18 protein-coding genes are annotated in these 16,376 nt (G+C 72.7%); 7 read left to right on the forward strand and 11 right to left on the reverse strand.

The genetic code is table 11. From position 1 onward, the window contains the following. Positions 1-60 precede the first annotated feature (60 nt). Entirely contained in the window at positions 61-870 is an 810-nt protein-coding gene (locus GGG17_RS15650) for a L,D-transpeptidase family protein (protein ID WP_154594626.1), read from the reverse strand. 87 nt (positions 871-957) lie between these two features. Here GGG17_RS15650 and GGG17_RS15655 point away from each other — a divergent pair, with 87 nt between their 5' ends. The 3 genes from GGG17_RS15655 to GGG17_RS15665 are packed head-to-tail and all read left to right on the forward strand — an operon-like array spanning position 958 to position 4,001. Then, the gene (locus GGG17_RS15655; RefSeq protein ID WP_288798394.1) at positions 958-2,238 is read left to right on the forward strand and encodes a magnesium transporter MgtE N-terminal domain-containing protein; all 1,281 of its coding nucleotides are present in this window, start codon (positions 958-960) and stop codon (positions 2,236-2,238) included. Continuing rightward, positions 2,231-2,833: a DUF1003 domain-containing protein gene (locus tag GGG17_RS15660; RefSeq protein ID WP_154594628.1), complete on the forward strand. Its 603-nt coding sequence runs from the start codon at positions 2,231-2,233 to the stop codon at positions 2,831-2,833. Before GGG17_RS15655 ends, GGG17_RS15660 begins: the two co-directional genes overlap by 8 nt. A 34-nt stretch (positions 2,834-2,867) precedes the next feature. Continuing rightward, complete coding sequence (locus GGG17_RS15665; RefSeq protein ID WP_154594629.1) at positions 2,868-4,001, forward strand: Mrp/NBP35 family ATP-binding protein; 1,134 nt, start codon at positions 2,868-2,870, stop codon at positions 3,999-4,001. A gap of 85 nt (positions 4,002-4,086) precedes the next feature. Here GGG17_RS15665 and GGG17_RS15670 read toward each other — a convergent pair whose 3' ends face one another. Together GGG17_RS15670 and sigE are read right to left on the reverse strand one after the other, a co-directional pair. Next, positions 4,087-4,488 carry a twin-arginine translocase TatA/TatE family subunit gene (locus GGG17_RS15670; RefSeq protein ID WP_154594630.1) on the reverse strand — a complete coding sequence of 134 codons (402 nt, stop codon included), beginning with the start codon at positions 4,486-4,488 and terminating at the stop codon, positions 4,087-4,089. 101 nt (positions 4,489-4,589) lie between these two features. Then, positions 4,590-5,273 (reverse strand): RNA polymerase sigma factor SigE, encoded by a 684-nt coding sequence (gene sigE / locus GGG17_RS15675; RefSeq protein ID WP_154594631.1) that lies wholly within the window; start codon positions 5,271-5,273, stop codon positions 4,590-4,592. A gap of 139 nt (positions 5,274-5,412) precedes the next feature. Here sigE and GGG17_RS15680 point away from each other — a divergent pair, with 139 nt between their 5' ends. Further along, positions 5,413-6,045 (forward strand): O-methyltransferase, encoded by a 633-nt coding sequence (locus GGG17_RS15680; RefSeq protein WP_154594632.1) that lies wholly within the window; start codon positions 5,413-5,415, stop codon positions 6,043-6,045. 116 nt (positions 6,046-6,161) lie between these two features. Here GGG17_RS15680 and GGG17_RS15685 read toward each other — a convergent pair whose 3' ends face one another. Beyond that, the gene (locus GGG17_RS15685) at positions 6,162-6,329 is read right to left on the reverse strand and encodes a DUF3117 domain-containing protein (protein ID WP_019286178.1); all 168 of its coding nucleotides are present in this window, start codon (positions 6,327-6,329) and stop codon (positions 6,162-6,164) included. Between the two features lie 215 nt (positions 6,330-6,544). Between GGG17_RS15685 and GGG17_RS15690 the strand changes: the two genes are divergently transcribed. Further along, a complete protein-coding gene (locus tag GGG17_RS15690) occupies positions 6,545-7,375 on the forward strand; it encodes an enoyl-CoA hydratase/isomerase family protein (RefSeq protein ID WP_311966746.1) in 831 nt (276 codons plus the stop codon). A gap of 103 nt (positions 7,376-7,478) precedes the next feature. Here the strand turns inward: GGG17_RS15690 and GGG17_RS15695 are convergent, their stop codons facing one another. From GGG17_RS15695 to dapE, 4 genes are all read right to left on the reverse strand, one after another. Continuing rightward, positions 7,479-8,711, reverse strand: coding sequence for a hypothetical protein (locus GGG17_RS15695; RefSeq protein WP_311966747.1), 1,233 nt, complete (start codon positions 8,709-8,711; stop codon positions 7,479-7,481). Then, positions 8,708-9,184, reverse strand: a complete 477-nt coding sequence (locus GGG17_RS15700; RefSeq protein ID WP_311966748.1) for a DivIVA domain-containing protein — start codon at positions 9,182-9,184, stop codon at positions 8,708-8,710. Before GGG17_RS15700 ends, GGG17_RS15695 begins: the two co-directional genes overlap by 4 nt. A gap of 163 nt (positions 9,185-9,347) precedes the next feature. Further along, positions 9,348-10,103, reverse strand: coding sequence for an LOG family protein (locus tag GGG17_RS15705; RefSeq protein WP_154594634.1), 756 nt, complete (start codon positions 10,101-10,103; stop codon positions 9,348-9,350). Positions 10,104-10,112: 9 nt separating this feature from the next. Continuing rightward, positions 10,113-11,207, reverse strand: coding sequence for a succinyl-diaminopimelate desuccinylase (dapE, locus tag GGG17_RS15710; RefSeq protein ID WP_154594635.1), 1,095 nt, complete (start codon positions 11,205-11,207; stop codon positions 10,113-10,115). A gap of 103 nt (positions 11,208-11,310) precedes the next feature. On the opposite strand from dapE, the gene dapD reads away from it, so the two are divergent. Beyond that, positions 11,311-12,237: a 2,3,4,5-tetrahydropyridine-2,6-dicarboxylate N-succinyltransferase gene (gene dapD, locus GGG17_RS15715; protein WP_154594636.1), complete on the forward strand. Its 927-nt coding sequence runs from the start codon at positions 11,311-11,313 to the stop codon at positions 12,235-12,237. Continuing rightward, positions 12,224-13,087, forward strand: a complete 864-nt coding sequence (locus tag GGG17_RS15720) for a hypothetical protein (RefSeq protein ID WP_154594637.1) — start codon at positions 12,224-12,226, stop codon at positions 13,085-13,087. Before dapD ends, GGG17_RS15720 begins: the two co-directional genes overlap by 14 nt. Positions 13,088-13,280: 193 nt before the next feature. Here the strand turns inward: GGG17_RS15720 and GGG17_RS15725 are convergent, their stop codons facing one another. From GGG17_RS15725 to fdxA, 3 genes are all read right to left on the reverse strand, one after another. Further along, a complete protein-coding gene (locus GGG17_RS15725; RefSeq protein WP_154594638.1) occupies positions 13,281-14,585 on the reverse strand; it encodes a citrate synthase in 1,305 nt (434 codons plus the stop codon). Between the two features lie 118 nt (positions 14,586-14,703). Beyond that, positions 14,704-15,834: a succinyldiaminopimelate transaminase gene (gene dapC / locus GGG17_RS15730; protein WP_154594662.1), complete on the reverse strand. Its 1,131-nt coding sequence runs from the start codon at positions 15,832-15,834 to the stop codon at positions 14,704-14,706. A gap of 9 nt (positions 15,835-15,843) precedes the next feature. Then, positions 15,844-16,170, reverse strand: coding sequence for a ferredoxin (gene fdxA, locus GGG17_RS15735; protein WP_154594639.1), 327 nt, complete (start codon positions 16,168-16,170; stop codon positions 15,844-15,846). Positions 16,171-16,376: the final 206 nt, after the last annotated feature.

The following is a 16,376-nucleotide window of genomic DNA, read 5'->3' on the forward strand; positions in this document are numbered from 1 at the left end:
CGCCGCACCCCGCCATCAGGTTGGGGCCCCCTTCGCGATGTCTCCGCGGGGTCTCCGTGGTCAGTAGACGACCACCGACCCGCGCAGCCCGATCAGCCGCTGACCACGCAGCTCGTCCATGTTGGCGTTGTGGATGCGGACGCACCCGTGGCTGCTCGGGTAGGCCCCGATGTCGAAGCGGCTGCCGTGCACCGCGATGCCGCCGTTGAAGTACATCGGGCGGTACATGCTGCCGAGCCGGCCGTGCTGCCAGCCGGACCCGTCGCCGTACTGCGTCCAGAACCGGAAGCCGCCCGACGGCGTGACGGCGCGCACCCACCGGCCGCGGTCGCGGTAGCGCTTGTTGTTGCCGGTGCTGACGTTGTAGATCCGCGAGACCCGGCCGCCGTCCACGACGTACAACGTCTGACGGGCCTTGTCGATCTCGATCACGTGGCCCGAGCGGCTGCGGGCTGCAGGACGGATGCCCTTGCTCGCGGCGGCCTGGGTGCGGGCGTCGGCGACGCCGGTGCGTGGCAGGCCGGCCACCTTCTGCAGCGCCATGACGGCCTGGCGGGTGCGGGCGGCGTACACGCCGTCGACCCGGCCGAGGCTGTAGCCGAGCGCGTTGAGCCTGCTCTGCAGGGCCGTGACGGCCGGACCGCGCGAACCGACGCGCAGGGTGCGGGCGGCGGCCCGGGGAGCCAGGGCGACCTGCGCCGCGCTGACAGGTGCCGAGCTGACGAGCGTCGAGCTGACGGGTGACGCGCTGATGCGTGCCGGTGCGACGGGCGCGGACTGGGCCGTGGTCCCCCCGACCACGGCGCCGCCCGTGAGCATCGCTGACGCGGCGAGGAGCGTGACACCGCGACGGATGGTGGAGCTGCTCATGATGGTCCCCCCTCTGGGACGTGCTTCCTTGACACCCTCAGGACGTCGTGGCGGGGCACAAGGTTGCACGCCGATAAGGTGACCCCCGTGAGTCTCCGTCGCGTCTTCGTCGCCCGCCTCGCCGGCATCGCGGTCTTCGACCCGCTCGGTGACCAGGTGGGGCGCGTCCGCGACGTCGTCGTGAGCTTCAGCGCGACCCGCCGCAAGCCCCGCGTCCTCGGCCTCGTCGTCGAGGTGCCCGGCCGGCGCCGCGTCTTCGTGCCGATCACGCGGGTCACCAGCATCGACGCGGGCCAGGTCATCACCACCGGCCTGGTCAACATGCGCCGCTTCGAGCAGCGCCCCACCGAGTCGCTGGTCCTGGCCGAGCTGCTGGACCGTGCCGTGACCGTGCGCCAGCCCGCCGAGGAGCCCTTCGAGGCCACGGTCGAGGACCTCGCGATCGAGCAGGACCGGCCACGCGAGTGGTCGGTCACCAAGGTCTTCGTGCGGCGAGGGCACGTGAGCGGCAGCCTGTCGCTGCGCCGGCTCACCGGCCGTCGCGGGGAGACGCTGATCGTCGACGTGCTCGAGACGGCCGGCCTCGCGACCCGGCACCAGGGACAGAGCGCCGCTCGCCTGCTCGAGGCCTACGACGACCTCAAGGCCGCCGACCTCGCCGAGGTCATCCACGAGCTGGCCCCCGGCCGGCGCGTCGAGGTGGCCAGCGCCCTCGACGACGAGAAGCTCGCCGACGTCATCGAGGAGCTCCCCGCCGACGACCAGATCGAGATCCTCACCCACCTCGAGACCGAGCGCGCGGCGGACGTCCTGGAGTTCATGCAGCCCGACGACGCGGCCGACCTGCTGTCCGAGCTGCCCGAGGCGACGCAGGAGCACTACCTGCAGCACATGGAGCCGGACGAGGCCGCCCCGCTGCGCCGCCTCATGGCCTATGACGACAACACGGCCGGCGGCCTGATGACCCCGGAGGCGATCATCCTCGGCCCGGACGCCACGATCGCCGAGGCGCTCGCCTGGGCCCGGCGCGAGGAGCTCTCCCCCGCGCTCGCGTCCCTCGTCTGCGTCTGCCGCCCGCCCCTCGAGACCCCCACCGGGCGCTATCTGGGGACCGTGCACATCCAGCGGCTGCTGCGCGAGCCCCCGCACAGCGCGCTGGGATCCATCCTCGACAAGGAGCTCGAGCCGCTGCAGCCGACCGACAGCCTGGGCACCGTCACGCGGATGCTCGCCAACTACAACCTCACCGGGGCCCCCGTGGTCGACGAGGACGGGCACCTCCTCGGGGTCGTGACCGTCGACGACGTGCTCGACCACATCCTCCCCGAGGACTGGCGCGAGGAGAGGCACGAGGTGACCCATGACTGAGCGCACCCGCCCCCAGGACCGCAACCGGCTGGACCAGCCGCAGGAGGCTCGGGTCAGGTTCCGTCGACCCGCGATCTTCTCCGAGGGCGCCTTCGGCTCGGCCAGCGAGGGCTTCGCCCGGTTCATGGGCACGCCGACCTTCCTCATCTGGATGACGATCTTCGTCGTCGTCTGGCTCGCGTGGAACACCTTCATGCCCGAGGCCGCGCAGTTCGACCCGCGGTCGCTCAACTACACGTTGCTGACCTTGATCCTGTCCCTCCAGGCCTCGTATGCCGCGCCCCTGCTGCTGCTCGCCCAGAACCGCCAGGACGACCGGGACCGCGTCGCCCTCGAGCAGGACCGCGCCCGGGACGAGCGCAACCTCGCCGACACCGAGTTCCTCACCCGTGAGGTCGCCGCGCTGCGGATCGCCCTGCGCGACATGGCGACCCGCGACTACCTGCGCTCCGAGCTGAGGGACCTGCTGGAGGAGCTGGAGGAGCGTGGCCTGGTCGCGGAGGCCACCGACGACGGCGACCCGGAGGCCGCGCGCCCCAAGAAGGCCAAGAAGAAGAGGGCCGCTCCCCCACCCCCCGCCGATGCGGGGGCGTGAGGAGGGGCCGGGCGGGCGGCATACGATAGGAGGCATGTCTGCCCCGTCCCTGGACCTGATCCACGCCGCCCTGGCCACGGTCGACGACCCCGAGATCCGCAAGCCCATCACCGAGCTGGGGATGGTCGAGTCGGTCGACGTCGACGACGCGGGACGGGTCGCCGTCCGCGTGCTGCTGACCGTCGCCGGCTGTCCGATGAAGGACCCGATCCGCAGGGGCGTCACCGAGGCCGTCGCGCGCGTCGACGGCGTCACCGGCGTCTCCGTCGACCTTGGTGTGATGAGCGACGAGCAGCGCGGTGCCCTTCGCGACCAGCTGCGCGGTGGCCAGGCCGAGCGCGAGATCCCCTTTGCCAAGCCGGGATCCACGACCCGGGTGTATGCCGTCGCCTCCGGCAAGGGTGGTGTCGGCAAGAGCTCGGTCACCGTCAACCTCGCCGCGGCCCTCGCCCGCCAGGGCCTCAAGGTGGGCGTGGTCGACGCCGACATCTACGGCTTCTCGGTGCCGCGCATGCTGGGCGTCGAGCAGCAGCCGACCCAGGTCGACGACATGATCCTGCCGCCGGTCGCGCACGACGTGAAGGTCATCTCCGTCGGCATGTTCGTCGCCGGCAACCAGCCCGTCGTGTGGCGCGGGCCGATGCTGCACCGCGCTCTGCAGCAGTTCCTCGCGGACGTCTTCTGGGGCGACCTGGACGTGCTCCTGCTCGACCTGCCGCCGGGCACCGGCGACATCGCGATCTCGGTCGCGCAGCTCATCCCCGGCGCCGAGATCCTGGTTGTCACCACCCCGCAGCAGGCGGCGGCGGAGGTCGCCGAGCGCGCCGGGTCGATCGCCGTGCAGACGCACCAGCGGATCGTCGGGGTCGCGGAGAACATGTCCTGGCTGGAGCAGCCCGACGGCTCCCGGCTCGAGCTGTTCGGCTCCGGCGGCGGTCAGGCCGTGGCCGACTCGCTCTCACGCATCGTCGGCGCTCAGGTGCCGCTGCTCGGCCAGATCCCGCTCGACACCCGCCTGCGCGAGGGCGGCGACCAGGGCACCCCGGTCGTGCTGTCCGACCCCGACAGCGCCGCGGGCACGGCCCTCAACGCCATCGCCCGCGGGCTGGGCACGCGCTCGCGCGGCCTGGCCGGTCGCAAGCTGGGCCTGACGCCGACCGGTCGCTGACCCGGCGCGGCCTGACCGCGGACCACCTCTCGCGTCGCCGCACCTGTCTCACGCTGCAGCCCGAGGCACGTCCGGGGCGCCAGGGTCAGGTGGCCTCGGCGTCGAAGGGCGTGTAGGTCTGGTCGTAGCGCTGGCCCGGGCGGACAGGCTCCGGCTCGGGCTGCGCGGTCGCCAGGGTGGCGCCACCCGCCGCGGCCGCGGCGCCGGCCCCTGCGACCGTCGAGCCGGAGGGCCCGTCGTCGAGCAGGGCCTCGCGGACTATGCGGCGTGGGTCGTACTGCCGTGGGTCGTACTGCCGCCAGTCGATGTCGTCGAACTCCGGACCCATCTGGTCGCGCAGAGAGTTCTTGGCGCCCTCGGCGTAGGCCTTGGCCTGGCGGACGAGCTGACCGAGCTTGGCGGCATACTCCGGGAGGCGCTCCGGACCGAGCACGACGACGGCGATCACGATCAGGAGCAAGAACTCGGTGCCGTTGACGTCCGCCATGAGGGCGAGACTACTGCGTCGGGCTGCATGGCGGGGCGGGCCGAGGCGGACGGCCCACCCCGCCGAGGTGAACGTCGGGCGTCCGGCCGGTGAGCACCAGGTCAGACCCCGACCATGCCCAGGCGGCGCGGGCGCAGGGTGGTCGGCCGGGACGCCGCGGCGACGGGCTGGGTCCGCCGCGCGGGGTCGCGGTGTGCCAGCGCCGCCCGCAGCTGGGAACGGCCGCGGTGGATGCGCGAGCGCACCGTGCCGAGCTTGATGCCCAGCGTGTCCGCGATCTCGTCATAGGTGAGGCCCTCGATGTCGCACAGGACCACGGCGGCCCGGAACTCCGGCTTGAGCGAGTCCAGGGCCCGCTGCACGTCGTCGTCGAAGGTCGCGTCGGCGTACGCCTGCTCCGGGCCGACCTCGCGGCTGGGTAGGCGCGCGGCCCCCTCCTCGGAGAGGGCGTCGAACCGGATGCGCTGCTTGCGGCGCATCCGGTCGAGGAAGACGTTGGTGGTGATGCGGTGCAGCCAGCCCTCGAAGGTGCCAGGCTGGTAGCGGTCCAGCGACCGGAACACCCGGACGAAGACGTCGTGCGTGAGGTCCTCGGCGTCGTGCGGGTTGCCCGTGAGGCGGTAGGCGAGTCGGTAGACCCGGGCCGAGTGATCGCGCACCACCTCGTCCCACGTCGGGGGCACCCAGGAGTCCGTGGTGGCGACGGCACCCTCGGGCAGGGTGGTCGGGCCGACCGGCACGCTGGGGGCGGCGTGGCGTGGGTCGTGGGCGACGGGGATGGTCATCTGCTGCCTCTCGGGAGAGAGCGTCGGCGTTCGGGTCACGGTGGCTACCGCTCCATGGTCGACCACGGCGCTGGGCGATGCCTGGGAGATCGCTCGGAGCCCCGTGAGCGCGCCGCCGCCCCTCGGTAGACTCCTCGCCATGAGCACACAGAAGCCCGCCAGCTGGGCCTACGCCGAGGAGTTCGTCACGGAGGACCCGGTGGCGGAGCGGGCCCGCGAGCGTGGCCGGCAGCTGGGCTGCACCCCCGTGCTGCCCGGCGCGGCCGCCGCGCTGCGCCTGCTGGCGGCCAGCGTGGGGGCGCGGGCGGTCGTCGAGATCGGGACCGGCGCCGGCGTGTCCGGCCTGTGGCTCCTGCAGGGGATGGCGCCCGACGGCATCCTCACGACCATCGACGTCGAGCCCGCCAACCAGCGCGTGGCACGCGAGGCCTTCGCCGAGGCCGGCATCCCCCACCAGCGCACCCGCATCATCGCCGGGCGGGCCCTGGACGTCCTCCCCCGCCTCGCCGACGGCGCCTACGACATGGTCGTGGTGGACGGCGACAAGAACGAGTACCCCGCCTACGTCGACCAGGCCCTGCGCCTGCTCCGCAGCGGCGGGGTGCTGGCGATGGACAACATGCTGTGGCACGACCGCGTCGCCGACCCCGCCTCGCGCGACGAGCGCACCGCGCTGCTGCGCGACCTCGGCAAGGAGCTGCGTGAGCGCGACGACCTCGTGCCGGCGATGCTGGCGGCGGGCGACGGACTGCTCGCGGCCGTCAAGCGCTGACCAGCTCAGGCGAGCTCAGACGATCAGCGACGGACGCTGACGACGGACAGCGGGAAGGCGCCGACCCCGACCGGGGTGGGCGCCTTCCCGCTATACGAGCCGTGCTGGTCGACCGGTCAGCCGGTCACCGTCTTGATGGCCTCGCCGAGTGCTGCGATCTCGTCGGGAGTCATCTCCACCACGAGGCGTCCGCCACCCTCCAAGGGCATGCGCAGGACGATGCCGCGCCCCTCCTTGGTCACCTCGAGGGGACCGTCTCCGGTCCTGGGCTTCATCGCCGCCATGCGCTTCCTCTTCCCTTATCAGTGCGACCCCACCCCACGGACGAGGCGCTGGGGTCGCAGACCTGCCTCCATTATCGCAAGTCTCGGGCCGTGGTTCCTAATCTCTGCCACAGGTGCGGCACGTCACGTCCCGTCGCGCTGGCGCCCGCGGGACCGGTCGCTAGATTGGGCGGCAGCCCTGCACCGCCGCAGACACCCCTCACCGAGGAGAGCTCGTGACCGACACGACCGTCCCCCAGCCCACCCCGTCCGCACCGTCCGGCGAGTCCCCCGTCCTCGTCTCCGTCGAGGATGGCGTGGGCATCGTGACCTTCAACCGTCCCGAGGCCATGAACTCGCTGGACATCCCCACCAAGGAGGCCTTCCTCGCCGCCCTGCGGCAGGTCGCCGACGACCCCGAGGTGCGGTGCGTCGTGCTCACCGGGTCGGGGCGGGCCTTCTGCGTGGGCCAGGACCTCAAGTCGCACGTCGAGCTGCTGCAGCGACGCGACCCGTCGCTGTGGGACACCGTGGCGCAGCACTACAACCCCGCGGTGACGCTGATCGCCACCATGGCCAAGCCGGTCATCGCCGCCGTCAACGGTGTGGCGGCAGGGGCGGGCGCCTCGTTCACCTTCGCGGCGGACTACCGCTTCCTGGCGGCGGGGGGCGGCTACAACTTCGCGTTCACCGGCATCGCCCTGTCCTGCGACACCGGCGCGTCATGGACGCTGCCGCGCCTGGTCGGGACGGCTCGCGCCAAGGAGCTGCTGATGTTTCCGCGGACCATCTCCGCGGCCGAGGCCAAGGAGCTGGGCCTGGTCAACGAGGTGGTCGAGGGCGACGTGATGGTCCCCGCCATGGACCTCGCCCGTCGTATGGCGAAGGGCCCGACGCTGGCGTACGCCGCCGTGCGGGAGGCCGTGCACCACTCCGCCGAGCACTCGTTCGCCGAGTCGCTGGCCCACGAGGCTGAGCTCATGAACCGCACCGGCAGCAGCGCCGACCATGTCGCTGCGGTCGACGCCTTCCTCGCCAAGCAGAAGCCGACCTTCGAGGGCCGCTGAGCCTGGGCCACACGTGACCACTCGCGAGAAGGGGGCGCCCCACCACCGACCAGTCGGGGGGAGGGGGCGCGCCATGACTGACCAGTCGCGGGAGGGGAGGGCGTCACGGGGGCCAGGACGCCGGCAGGTGCAGGACCAGGATCTCCTGGGTCCACCACACCTGCAGCGCCACGCCCAGACCCACGAGGGCAGCGGCCCGCACCACGGTGCTCACGGTCACCCGCAGGGTTGCCCCCACCCCCAGGACGGCTGCGGGAAACAGCAGGAGCAGGTAGCGATAGAGGCTCGTCCCCGGGTCCTGGACCGCGAAGAGGTAGAGCGGGTAGGCCAGCATCCACGTCCGCATCACCCACCCGAGGGGGCGGGCCCAGGGCCCGAGGGCCAGCAGGAGCAGGGCGAGCGTGTAGACCACGAGGACGACGAGGGCCCGGTCGTGGAAGAAGTACTGCGCGTTGGTCCACCACGGCACGAAGGGGGTGATCTCGTGACCCGCGCGCCAGGCGGCCATGGTGTCGGTGTAGCCGTCCCGCTGCCCCGTCACCCACCACACGACGGCCGGCCAGACGAAGCCCGCGATCCCGCACCCGACCGGCGTGGCGAGCATCCCCACCCACTCCCCCCGTCCGACCGGACGCTGCGCACGACGCCGCCAGCGCAGGACGACCGCGACCAGGGCGACCAGGCCGAGCGGGACGGCGATGGGGCGGGACAGGCCGATGAGCAGCGCCACCGCGACGGCGCCCCACCAGCGCTCCTGCTCCAGGAGCAGCAGGAAGGCCACGAGCAGGAGCATCGCCAGCGACTCGGTGTAGGCGATCTGCAGGACGGGGCTCGCGAGGTAGGTGGCCCACACCGCCATCGCCAGGACGGCCACCCCGTCGGACACGTGCCGGCGTAGCAGCACCACGAGCAGCACCGCTGCGGCGGCGCCGAGGATGGTGGCGAGGACCGCGCCGGCATACCGGAACTCGAGACCGGTGACCGCCATGAGTCCCCGGGCCAGGCCGGGGAAGAGCGGGTAGAACGCCCACTCGTTCTGCTGGGTCACGCCGGCGGCGTCGACGGGGATCGGCACGGGGTAGCCGTTCTCGGCGATGCGGCGGTACCACGTGCCGTCCCACATGAGGGTCATCCCCCAGTAGTCGACCGGGTCGCCGGTCCACCCGATGGGCACCTGGGACCGGGCGGCCCGGGCGATCAGCACCCCCGAGACGACCCGGGTGGCGGCATAGGTCAGCAGCGCCACGACCAGCAGCCGGGCCGTCCCCCAGCGCCCGGTGCCTCCCCGTGCCCCGGGGACGAGCGTCCGGGTGCCGACCGTGGCGCCCGCCGTCACGACGGCCGGTCGGGCTCGCGGGCGGGACGGGTGCCGGCGTCCGGGTCACGACGGGTCCACAGGCTGGCGCCCGCCGTCGGACGCACGATCTCGGACACGGCGAGCGGGCCGGCGGTGACGTCGGGGTGCGTCGCAGGGTCCACGGGGGCGCCCCGGCCGTCACCACGCCACGCGGGCTCGGCCCGCAGCCGGTCGATCTCGTGGTCGCGCGCGCGGAGCTCGTCGACGAGCCGGTCCAGCACCGCGTCGACCTGGTCCATGCGGTAGCCCCGCAGCACCTGGTCGAAGCGCAGGCCCCGCACCGTGTCGGTGGCCACGGGCCCGTCGGGCAGACCGGCATACGGCGAGCCCGAGGTCGGGTCCGCGAGCGCCTGGTCGGACAGCGACCCGGGGCGGGCGCCGACGGCCCACACGAGCGCCGCGGTCAGCAGGCCCACCACGAGCACGGTCAGGACGATCGTCAGCAACGGCACGCCCCCGATCGTGCCACGGGCACCCGGGGGAAGCCATCCCCGGCGCCCGGGGGCGAGCCGGTCCCGGCGAGCCGAGCCGACCGCGCAGGGCCGAGCCGACCGCGGAGCCGAGCCGACCGCGGAGGCCGAGGCCGCCATCGGGCCCGGTCGCGGCGCGGTCCGGTCACTCGGGGCGACGGGCCGCCTGGTCCTCCCCCGAGCCGCGGACGAGCCGCACGGCCTCGTCCACCGTGTCGACGACGTGCAGCAGCTCGAGGTCGGCGGCGCCGATCGTGCCCGCCGGGAGCATCGAGCCGCGGACCCAGTCGAGCAGCCCGGCCCAGTAGTCGCAGCCGAGCAGCACGATCGGGAAGGACGTGACCTTGCGGGTCTGGACCAGGGTCACCGCCTCGAAGAGCTCGTCCAGCGTGCCGAACCCGCCGGGAAGGACGACGAAGCCCTGGGCGTACTTGACGAACATGGTCTTGCGGGCGAAGAAGTAGCGGAAGTTGACGCCGAGGTCGACGTACTCGTTGAGGCCCTGCTCGAAGGGCAGCTCGATGCCCAGTCCGACCGACGCGCCGCCCGCCTCGAGCGCCCCGCGGTTGGCCGCCTCCATCAGCCCCGGCCCGCCGCCGGTGATCACCGCGAACCCCGCCTCGACCAGGCCGCGCCCGAGCTGCACGCCCAGCTCGTACGTCGGGTGCTCGCGCGGCACGCGGGCCGACCCGAACACGCTGACGGCGTCGCCCAGCTCGGCCAGCGCGCCGAACCCCTCGACGAACTCCGCCTGGATGCGCATCACCCGCCACGGGTCCGAGTGGACCCACTCGGCGTCGCCGCTGTTGTCGAGCAGCCGCTGGTCGGTCGTGGAGCCGGGGACGCGCTTGCCGCGCAGCGTCACCGGGCCCTTGTGGTAGTCCCCTCGAGCGTCCTTCATGCGGCCAACCTACCCGCGCGACGAGGTCAGCCAGGCGTGCAGCCGCTCGTAGGCCTGCTCGACCTGCGCGATGGCGCAGCACTCCTCGTCCTGGTGGGCGACGAGCGGGTCGCCCGGCCCGAAGTTGACCGCGGGCACCCCGACCGCGCTGAACCGCGCGACGTCGGTCCAGCCCTGCTTGGCCTGCACCGGCAGCCCGAGCGCCTCGACGAAGGCCTGCGCCGCCGCGCGGTCCAGGCCGGGTCGCGCCCCGTCGGCCGCGTCGGTCACCACGACCTCGTAGCCCTCGAAGAGCGCCCGCATCCGCCGCTCGGCCTCGGCGGCGTCGATGTGCGGCGCGAACCGGTAGTTGACCGTCACCACGCACTCGTCCGGGACGACGTTGCCCGCGCGCCCGCCCCGGATGCCGACCGCCGACAGCCCCTCGCGGAACTCCAGCCCGTCCACGACGACCGTCTGCGCGTCGAACGCCCGCAGCCGGTCGATGATCGTGCCCGCCTCGTGGATCGCGTTGTGCCCCAACCATGGCCGTCCGCTGTGGGCCGCCTCGCCGCGCGCGGTCACCTCGACGCGCAGGGTCCCCTTGCAGCCCCCCTCCACCGTGCCGTCGGTGGGCTCCAGCAGCACCGCGAAGTCCGCCTCCAGGACGCTCGGGTCGTGGCGGACGAGGCGGGCCAGGCCGTTGTGCTCCGCCTCGACCTCCTCGCAGTCGTAGAAGACGTAGGTGAGGTCCCGCGTCGGCTCCGGCACGGCCGCCGCCAGCGCCAGCATGACGGCGACCCCGCCCTTCATGTCCGTGGTGCCGCGCCCCACGAGCTCGGTGTCCGTGCGCGTGATCGGCAGCGACGACGCCGTGCCCTGCCCCGCCAGCGGGACCGTGTCCAGGTGCCCCGCCAGCACGACCCGCTCGCGGCGGCCCAGCTCGGTGCGCGCGACGACCGTGTGCCCGTCGCGGCTGACCACCAGGTGGTCGAGGCGGCGCAGCGCCGCCTCGACCGCGTCGGCCAGCGCCTCCTCCTCGTGGCTCACCGAGGGGATGTTGCAGACGGCCTCGGCGAGGTCCACCGGCGAGGCCGTCAGGTCGAGGTGCGCTGGGGTCGTCATACGGACAATGTATGCCGAGCCCCGCCCGCGGCCCGTGCCTCTCCCAGGTGCGCCCGAGCGTCGGTCCACCGAGCCCCCAGCACGGACCGATAGCCTGGAAGGCATGACTTCTCGCACGGCCTGGGGCCACGGACTCGCGACCATCACGACCTCCGGCACGGTGCTCGACACGTGGTACCCCTCTCCCGCCCTCGGTGACCACGACGGCTCCGACCTGCCGGCCGCGCTCGTCGGCCTCGCGGGCGAGGACGCGGCGCGTGGCGTCACCACCGAGGCCGTCCTGACCGAGATCGACCTGGACGCCCCGCCCGCGGACGCCCGGGACGCGTACCTGCGCCTGCACCTGCTGTCCCACCGGCTCGTGCAGCCCAACTCGATCAACCTCGACGGGCTCTTCGGCGCGCTCGCCAACGTCGTGTGGACCAACCACGGCCCGTGCTCCCCCGAGGGATTCGAGAACGTCCGACTCGCGCTGCGCGCCCGGGGCCCGGTCCAGGTCCACGGCGTGGACAAGTTCCCCCGTATGACGGACTACGTCCTGCCCACCGGTGTGCGCGTCGCCGACGCCGACCGGGTGCGGCTCGGTGCCCATCTCGCCTCCGGGACCACCGTGATGCACGAGGGCTTCGTCAACTTCAACGCCGGCACCCTCGGCTCCTCCATGGTCGAGGGCCGTATCTCGCAGGGGGTCGTCGTCGGCGACGGCTCCGACATCGGGGGCGGCGCGTCCACGATGGGCACGCTGTCGGGCGGCGGGACCCAGCGCGTCTCGATCGGCGAGCGCTGCCTGCTCGGCGCGGAGTCCGGCATCGGCATCGCCCTCGGCGACGACTGCGTCGTCGAGGCGGGGCTCTACGTCACCGCCGGCACCAAGGTCACGCTCGCCGACGGCCGGGTCGTCAAGGCCGCCGAGCTGTCGGGGCAGTCCAACCTGCTCTTCATCCGCGACTCCGTCACGGGCGCGGTCCTCGCCAAGGCCCGCGACGGCCACGGCATCGCGCTCAACTCCGAGCTGCATGCCAACGACTAGGACCGAGCGCCGCCGCACCCAGCGGCTCGTCATCCTGGCGGTGGTCGTGGCGCTACTGCTGGCGGGGCTGGGCTACGTGTGGCACACCGTGCGGGACTTCAACGAGGGCTTCGGCTCCTCCACGTGCCGCGCCGCCGCCTCGACCTACACCGCGACCTTCAACCCGGACCAGACGGCCAACGCCGCCACGATCGCCGGCATCGGCGCGCGGCGCGGGCTGCCGGCGCGGGCGGCCACGATCGCGCTGGCCACGGCGATCCAGGAGTCGAAGCTCGAGAACATCGACTACGGCGACCGGGACTCCGTCGGTCTGTTCCAGCAGCGGCCCTCGCAGGGTTGGGGCACGGTCGAGCAGATCATGGACCCCGTCTACGCCACCAACAGGTTCTACGACGCTCTCGTCAAGGTCGACGGCTGGCAGACCATGGAGATCACCAAGATCGCCCAGCGCGTCCAGAGGTCCGGCTACCCCGAGGCCTACGCCGACCACGAGGGTGAGGGGCGCGCGCTGGCCTCGACGCTGGCCGGGCACACGCCCGGCGGCCTCGGGTGCCGGCTGGACCCGCTCGAGGCGGGGGACCACCGCGCCGGGCCGGTCGTCGTCGCCAGGGACCTCGAGAAGCAGCTCGGCGTCAGGGGTGTCGTGAGCGGCGACCAGGTCGAGGTCACCGCGTCGTCCGCGCAGCAGGCGTGGATGGTCGGGCACTGGGCGGTGTCCCACGCGCAGCGCCACGGGTTGTCGACCGTCACCGTCGGCGACCGGGAGTGGACGCGAGTGCGTGGCGAGCAGGGTTGGTCCTGGCGGGCCGCCCGCTCCCCGGTCCCCGCGACGGCCGTCACGATCCGCTGACCTGGTGCGGCGGCCGCCCCCAGCCCACCAGCCCCGCGCCGTCGGTCACCGACCGACATGGGGCATCGATCGACCATGCCGGGACCCGTCCCGTGGTGACCCATGGACGAAGGGAGGGGCGAGGAGGGGGCGCAACGCCGCAGAGCCACCCGCCGTGCAGACGGATGGCCCTGCGGAGGGTGGAGTCGAAGGCTCAGGCCTGCGGCGCCACGTAGCCCGGGTAGGTGCGCTCGGTCTCGCCGACGTAGACCTGGCGTGGGCGCCCGATCTTGGTGGCCGGGTCGGTGATCATCTCGCGCCACTGGGCGATCCACCCCGGCAGCCGCCCGAGCGCGAACAGCACGGTGAAGTAGTTGACCGGGAAGCCCATGGCCTCGTAGATCAGGCCCGTGTAGAAGTCCACGTTGGGGTAGAGCTTGCGCTCCTTGAAGTAGTCGTCCGTGAGGGCGACCTCCTCCAGGGCGAGCGCGATGTCGAGCAGCTCGTTCTGACGGCCGGAGGACTTGAGGATCTCGTCGGCGTGCTTCTTGATGATGGCGGCGCGCGGGTCGTAGTTCTTGTAGACCCGGTGGCCGAAGCCCATGAGCTTGACGCCGTCCTTCTTGGCCTTGACGTCCTTGACGAAGCGCTGGACGTCGCCGCCGTCCTTGTCGCGGATCGTGCCGAGCATCTCCAGGACGGCCTGGTTGGCGCCGCCGTGCAGCGGGCCCGACAGCGCGTTGATGCCCGCCGCGATGGAGGAGTAGATGTTGGTCTGGGCCGACCCCACCAGACGCACCGTGGACGTCGAGCAGTTCTGCTCGTGGTCCGCGTGCAGGATCAGCAGGACGTCGAGCGCCTTGGCGACCGCCGGGTCGACCTCGAAGGTCTCGGTGGGATAGCCGAAGGACAGGCGCAGGAAGTTCTCGACGTACCCCAGGGAGTTCTTGGGGTAGAGGAAGGGCTGGCCGACGGAGTTCTTGTAGGCGTAGGCCGCAAGCGTCGGCAGCTTGGCCAGAAGGCGCACGGTGGCGCCCTCGACCTGCTCGGGGTCCAGCGGGTCGACGGTGTCGACGGCGAAGGTCGACAGGGCCATCACGCCGGCCGACAGCACCGGCATGGGGTGGGAGCGACGGGGGAAGCAGCGGAACAGGTCACGCATCCGCTCGTCGAGCAGCGAGTGGCGGGTGATGCCGCGCTCGAAGCTCTCCAGCTGCTCGCCCGTCGGCAGCTCGCCGTAGATCACGAGGTACGCGACCTCGAGGAAGCTGGACTTCTCGGCCAGCTGCTCGATCGGGTAGCCGCGGTAGCGCAGGATCCCCGCGTCACCGTCGATGTAGGTGATGGCCGAGGTGCAGCTCGCGGTGTTGGTGAAGCCGGGGTCGAGCGTCGTGTTGCCGGTCGCGGACAGCAGCTTGCCGATGCCGTACCCGCTGTTGCCCTCGGTGGCCTGCGTGATGGGCAGGTCGATGCTCTTGCCGCCGTCGGTCAGGACGGCCTTGTCGGCATCACTGGTCATGGGTTTCCTCCTTGGGGGGCCGTGGACACCACGGTCCTTCGGTGCTTGGACGCTACCGCAGGTGGGGCGAACGTCCCGAATCAGGATTGGCCCGACCAGGCGGCAGGTGACGGCCCGCTCAGCGGCTGAGACGCCTGACCGCTGCCTCGATCCGCTCGTCCGAGGCGGTGAGGGCGATGCGGACGTGCCGCGCGCCCGCGGCGCCGTAGAAGGCGCCGGGTGCGACCAGGATCCCGTCCTGCGCCAAGGCGTCGACGGTGCTCCAGCAGTCCTCGTCGCGGGTCGACCAGAGGTACAGCCCCGCCTCGGAGTGGTCGACCTGCAGGCCGGCGCCCTGCAGGGCCGGCAGCAGGGCGGCGCGCCGCTCGGCATACCGGGCCCGCTGCTCGGCCACGTGGGCGTCGTCGCCGAGGGCGACCCGCATGGCCTCCTGCACCGGCCAGGGCACGATCATCCCGGCGTGCTTGCGGATCTCCAGCAGCCGCCTGACGATGCGCGGGTCACCGGCCACCAGGGCCGCGCGGTAGCCCGCAAGGTTGGACTGCTTGGACAGCGAGTAGCACGCCAGCAGCCCCTCGGTCGACCCGCCGCTGACGCGCGGGTCCAGGATGCTCGGGACGTGCCCCGGCCGCGGCAGCCCGTCGACGAGCGCGTCCTCGTCCCAGACCAGCTCGGCGTAGCACTCGTCGCTCGCCACGACCACCCCGCGCTCGCGCGCCCACCGCACGACGCGGGCGAGGGTGTCGACGTCGTGGACGGCGCCGGTCGGGTTGCTGGGCGAGTTGACCCAGAGCAGCCGTATGCCACCTGCCTGCGGCAGGTCGCCCGCCAGGTCGACGACCACCGGCTCGGCGCGGGCGAGCCGCGCGCCGACGTCGTAGGTGGGGTAGGCCACGGAGGGGATGGCGACCTGGTCGCCCGGCCCGAGGCCGAGCAGGAGGGGCAACCAGGCCACGAGCTCCTTGGAGCCCACCGTCGGCAGCACCCCGGCCGGGTCGAGGCCGGGGACGCCACGGCGCCGCTCGAACCACCCGGCCACCGCCTCGCGCAGCGCCGGGGTGCCGTGGGTCTGCGGGTAGCCGTGGGCGTCCGAGGCGTCGGTCAGCGCCCGCCGCACCAGCTCCGGGGTCGGGTCGACAGGGGTGCCGACGGACAGGTCGACGATGCCGTCGGGGTGCTCGGCGGCGCGGGCCTTGGCGGGCTCCAGCGCGTCCCAGGGGAAGTCGGGCAGCGCGAAGCGGCTCGGCAGCACCACGCGTCAGGCGTCCTGGGCCTGCGGGGGCAGGGCGGCGATGATCGGGTGGTCCTTCTTGATCAGGCCCATCTTGGCGGCGCCGCCGGGGCTGCCGAGGTCGTCGAAGAACTCCACGTTGGCCTTGTAGTAGTCGGTCCACTGCTCGGGGACGTCGTCCTCGTAGTAGATGGCCTCGACGGGGCAGACGGGCTCGCAGGCGCCGCAGTCCACGCACTCGTCCGGGTGGATGTAGAGCGAGCGCTCACCCTCGTAGATGCAGTCGACAGGGCACTCCTCGATGCAGGCCTTGTCCTTGAGGTCGACGCACGGCTGGGCGATCACGTAGGTCATTGCTCAGTACCTTCCGGAGGGGCGGGGGTGTATCGGGACCACACTATGCCGTCCCGTGCCGTGCGACGAGCCTCGTCTCGCCGCTCTGGTGATCGTGTGGCCGAACAACTTCGGCTGGGCCACGCACTCGAACCCGCCGGGCACGACGGCGGGCTGCGCGGTGGAGGTCTAGACGCTGACAGCCGCAGGCCGCTGGTTCGTGGAAG

Source organism: Arsenicicoccus cauae, assembly GCF_009707125.1.
GTDB classification, from domain to species: Bacteria; Actinomycetota; Actinomycetes; order Actinomycetales; family Dermatophilaceae; genus Arsenicicoccus; species Arsenicicoccus cauae.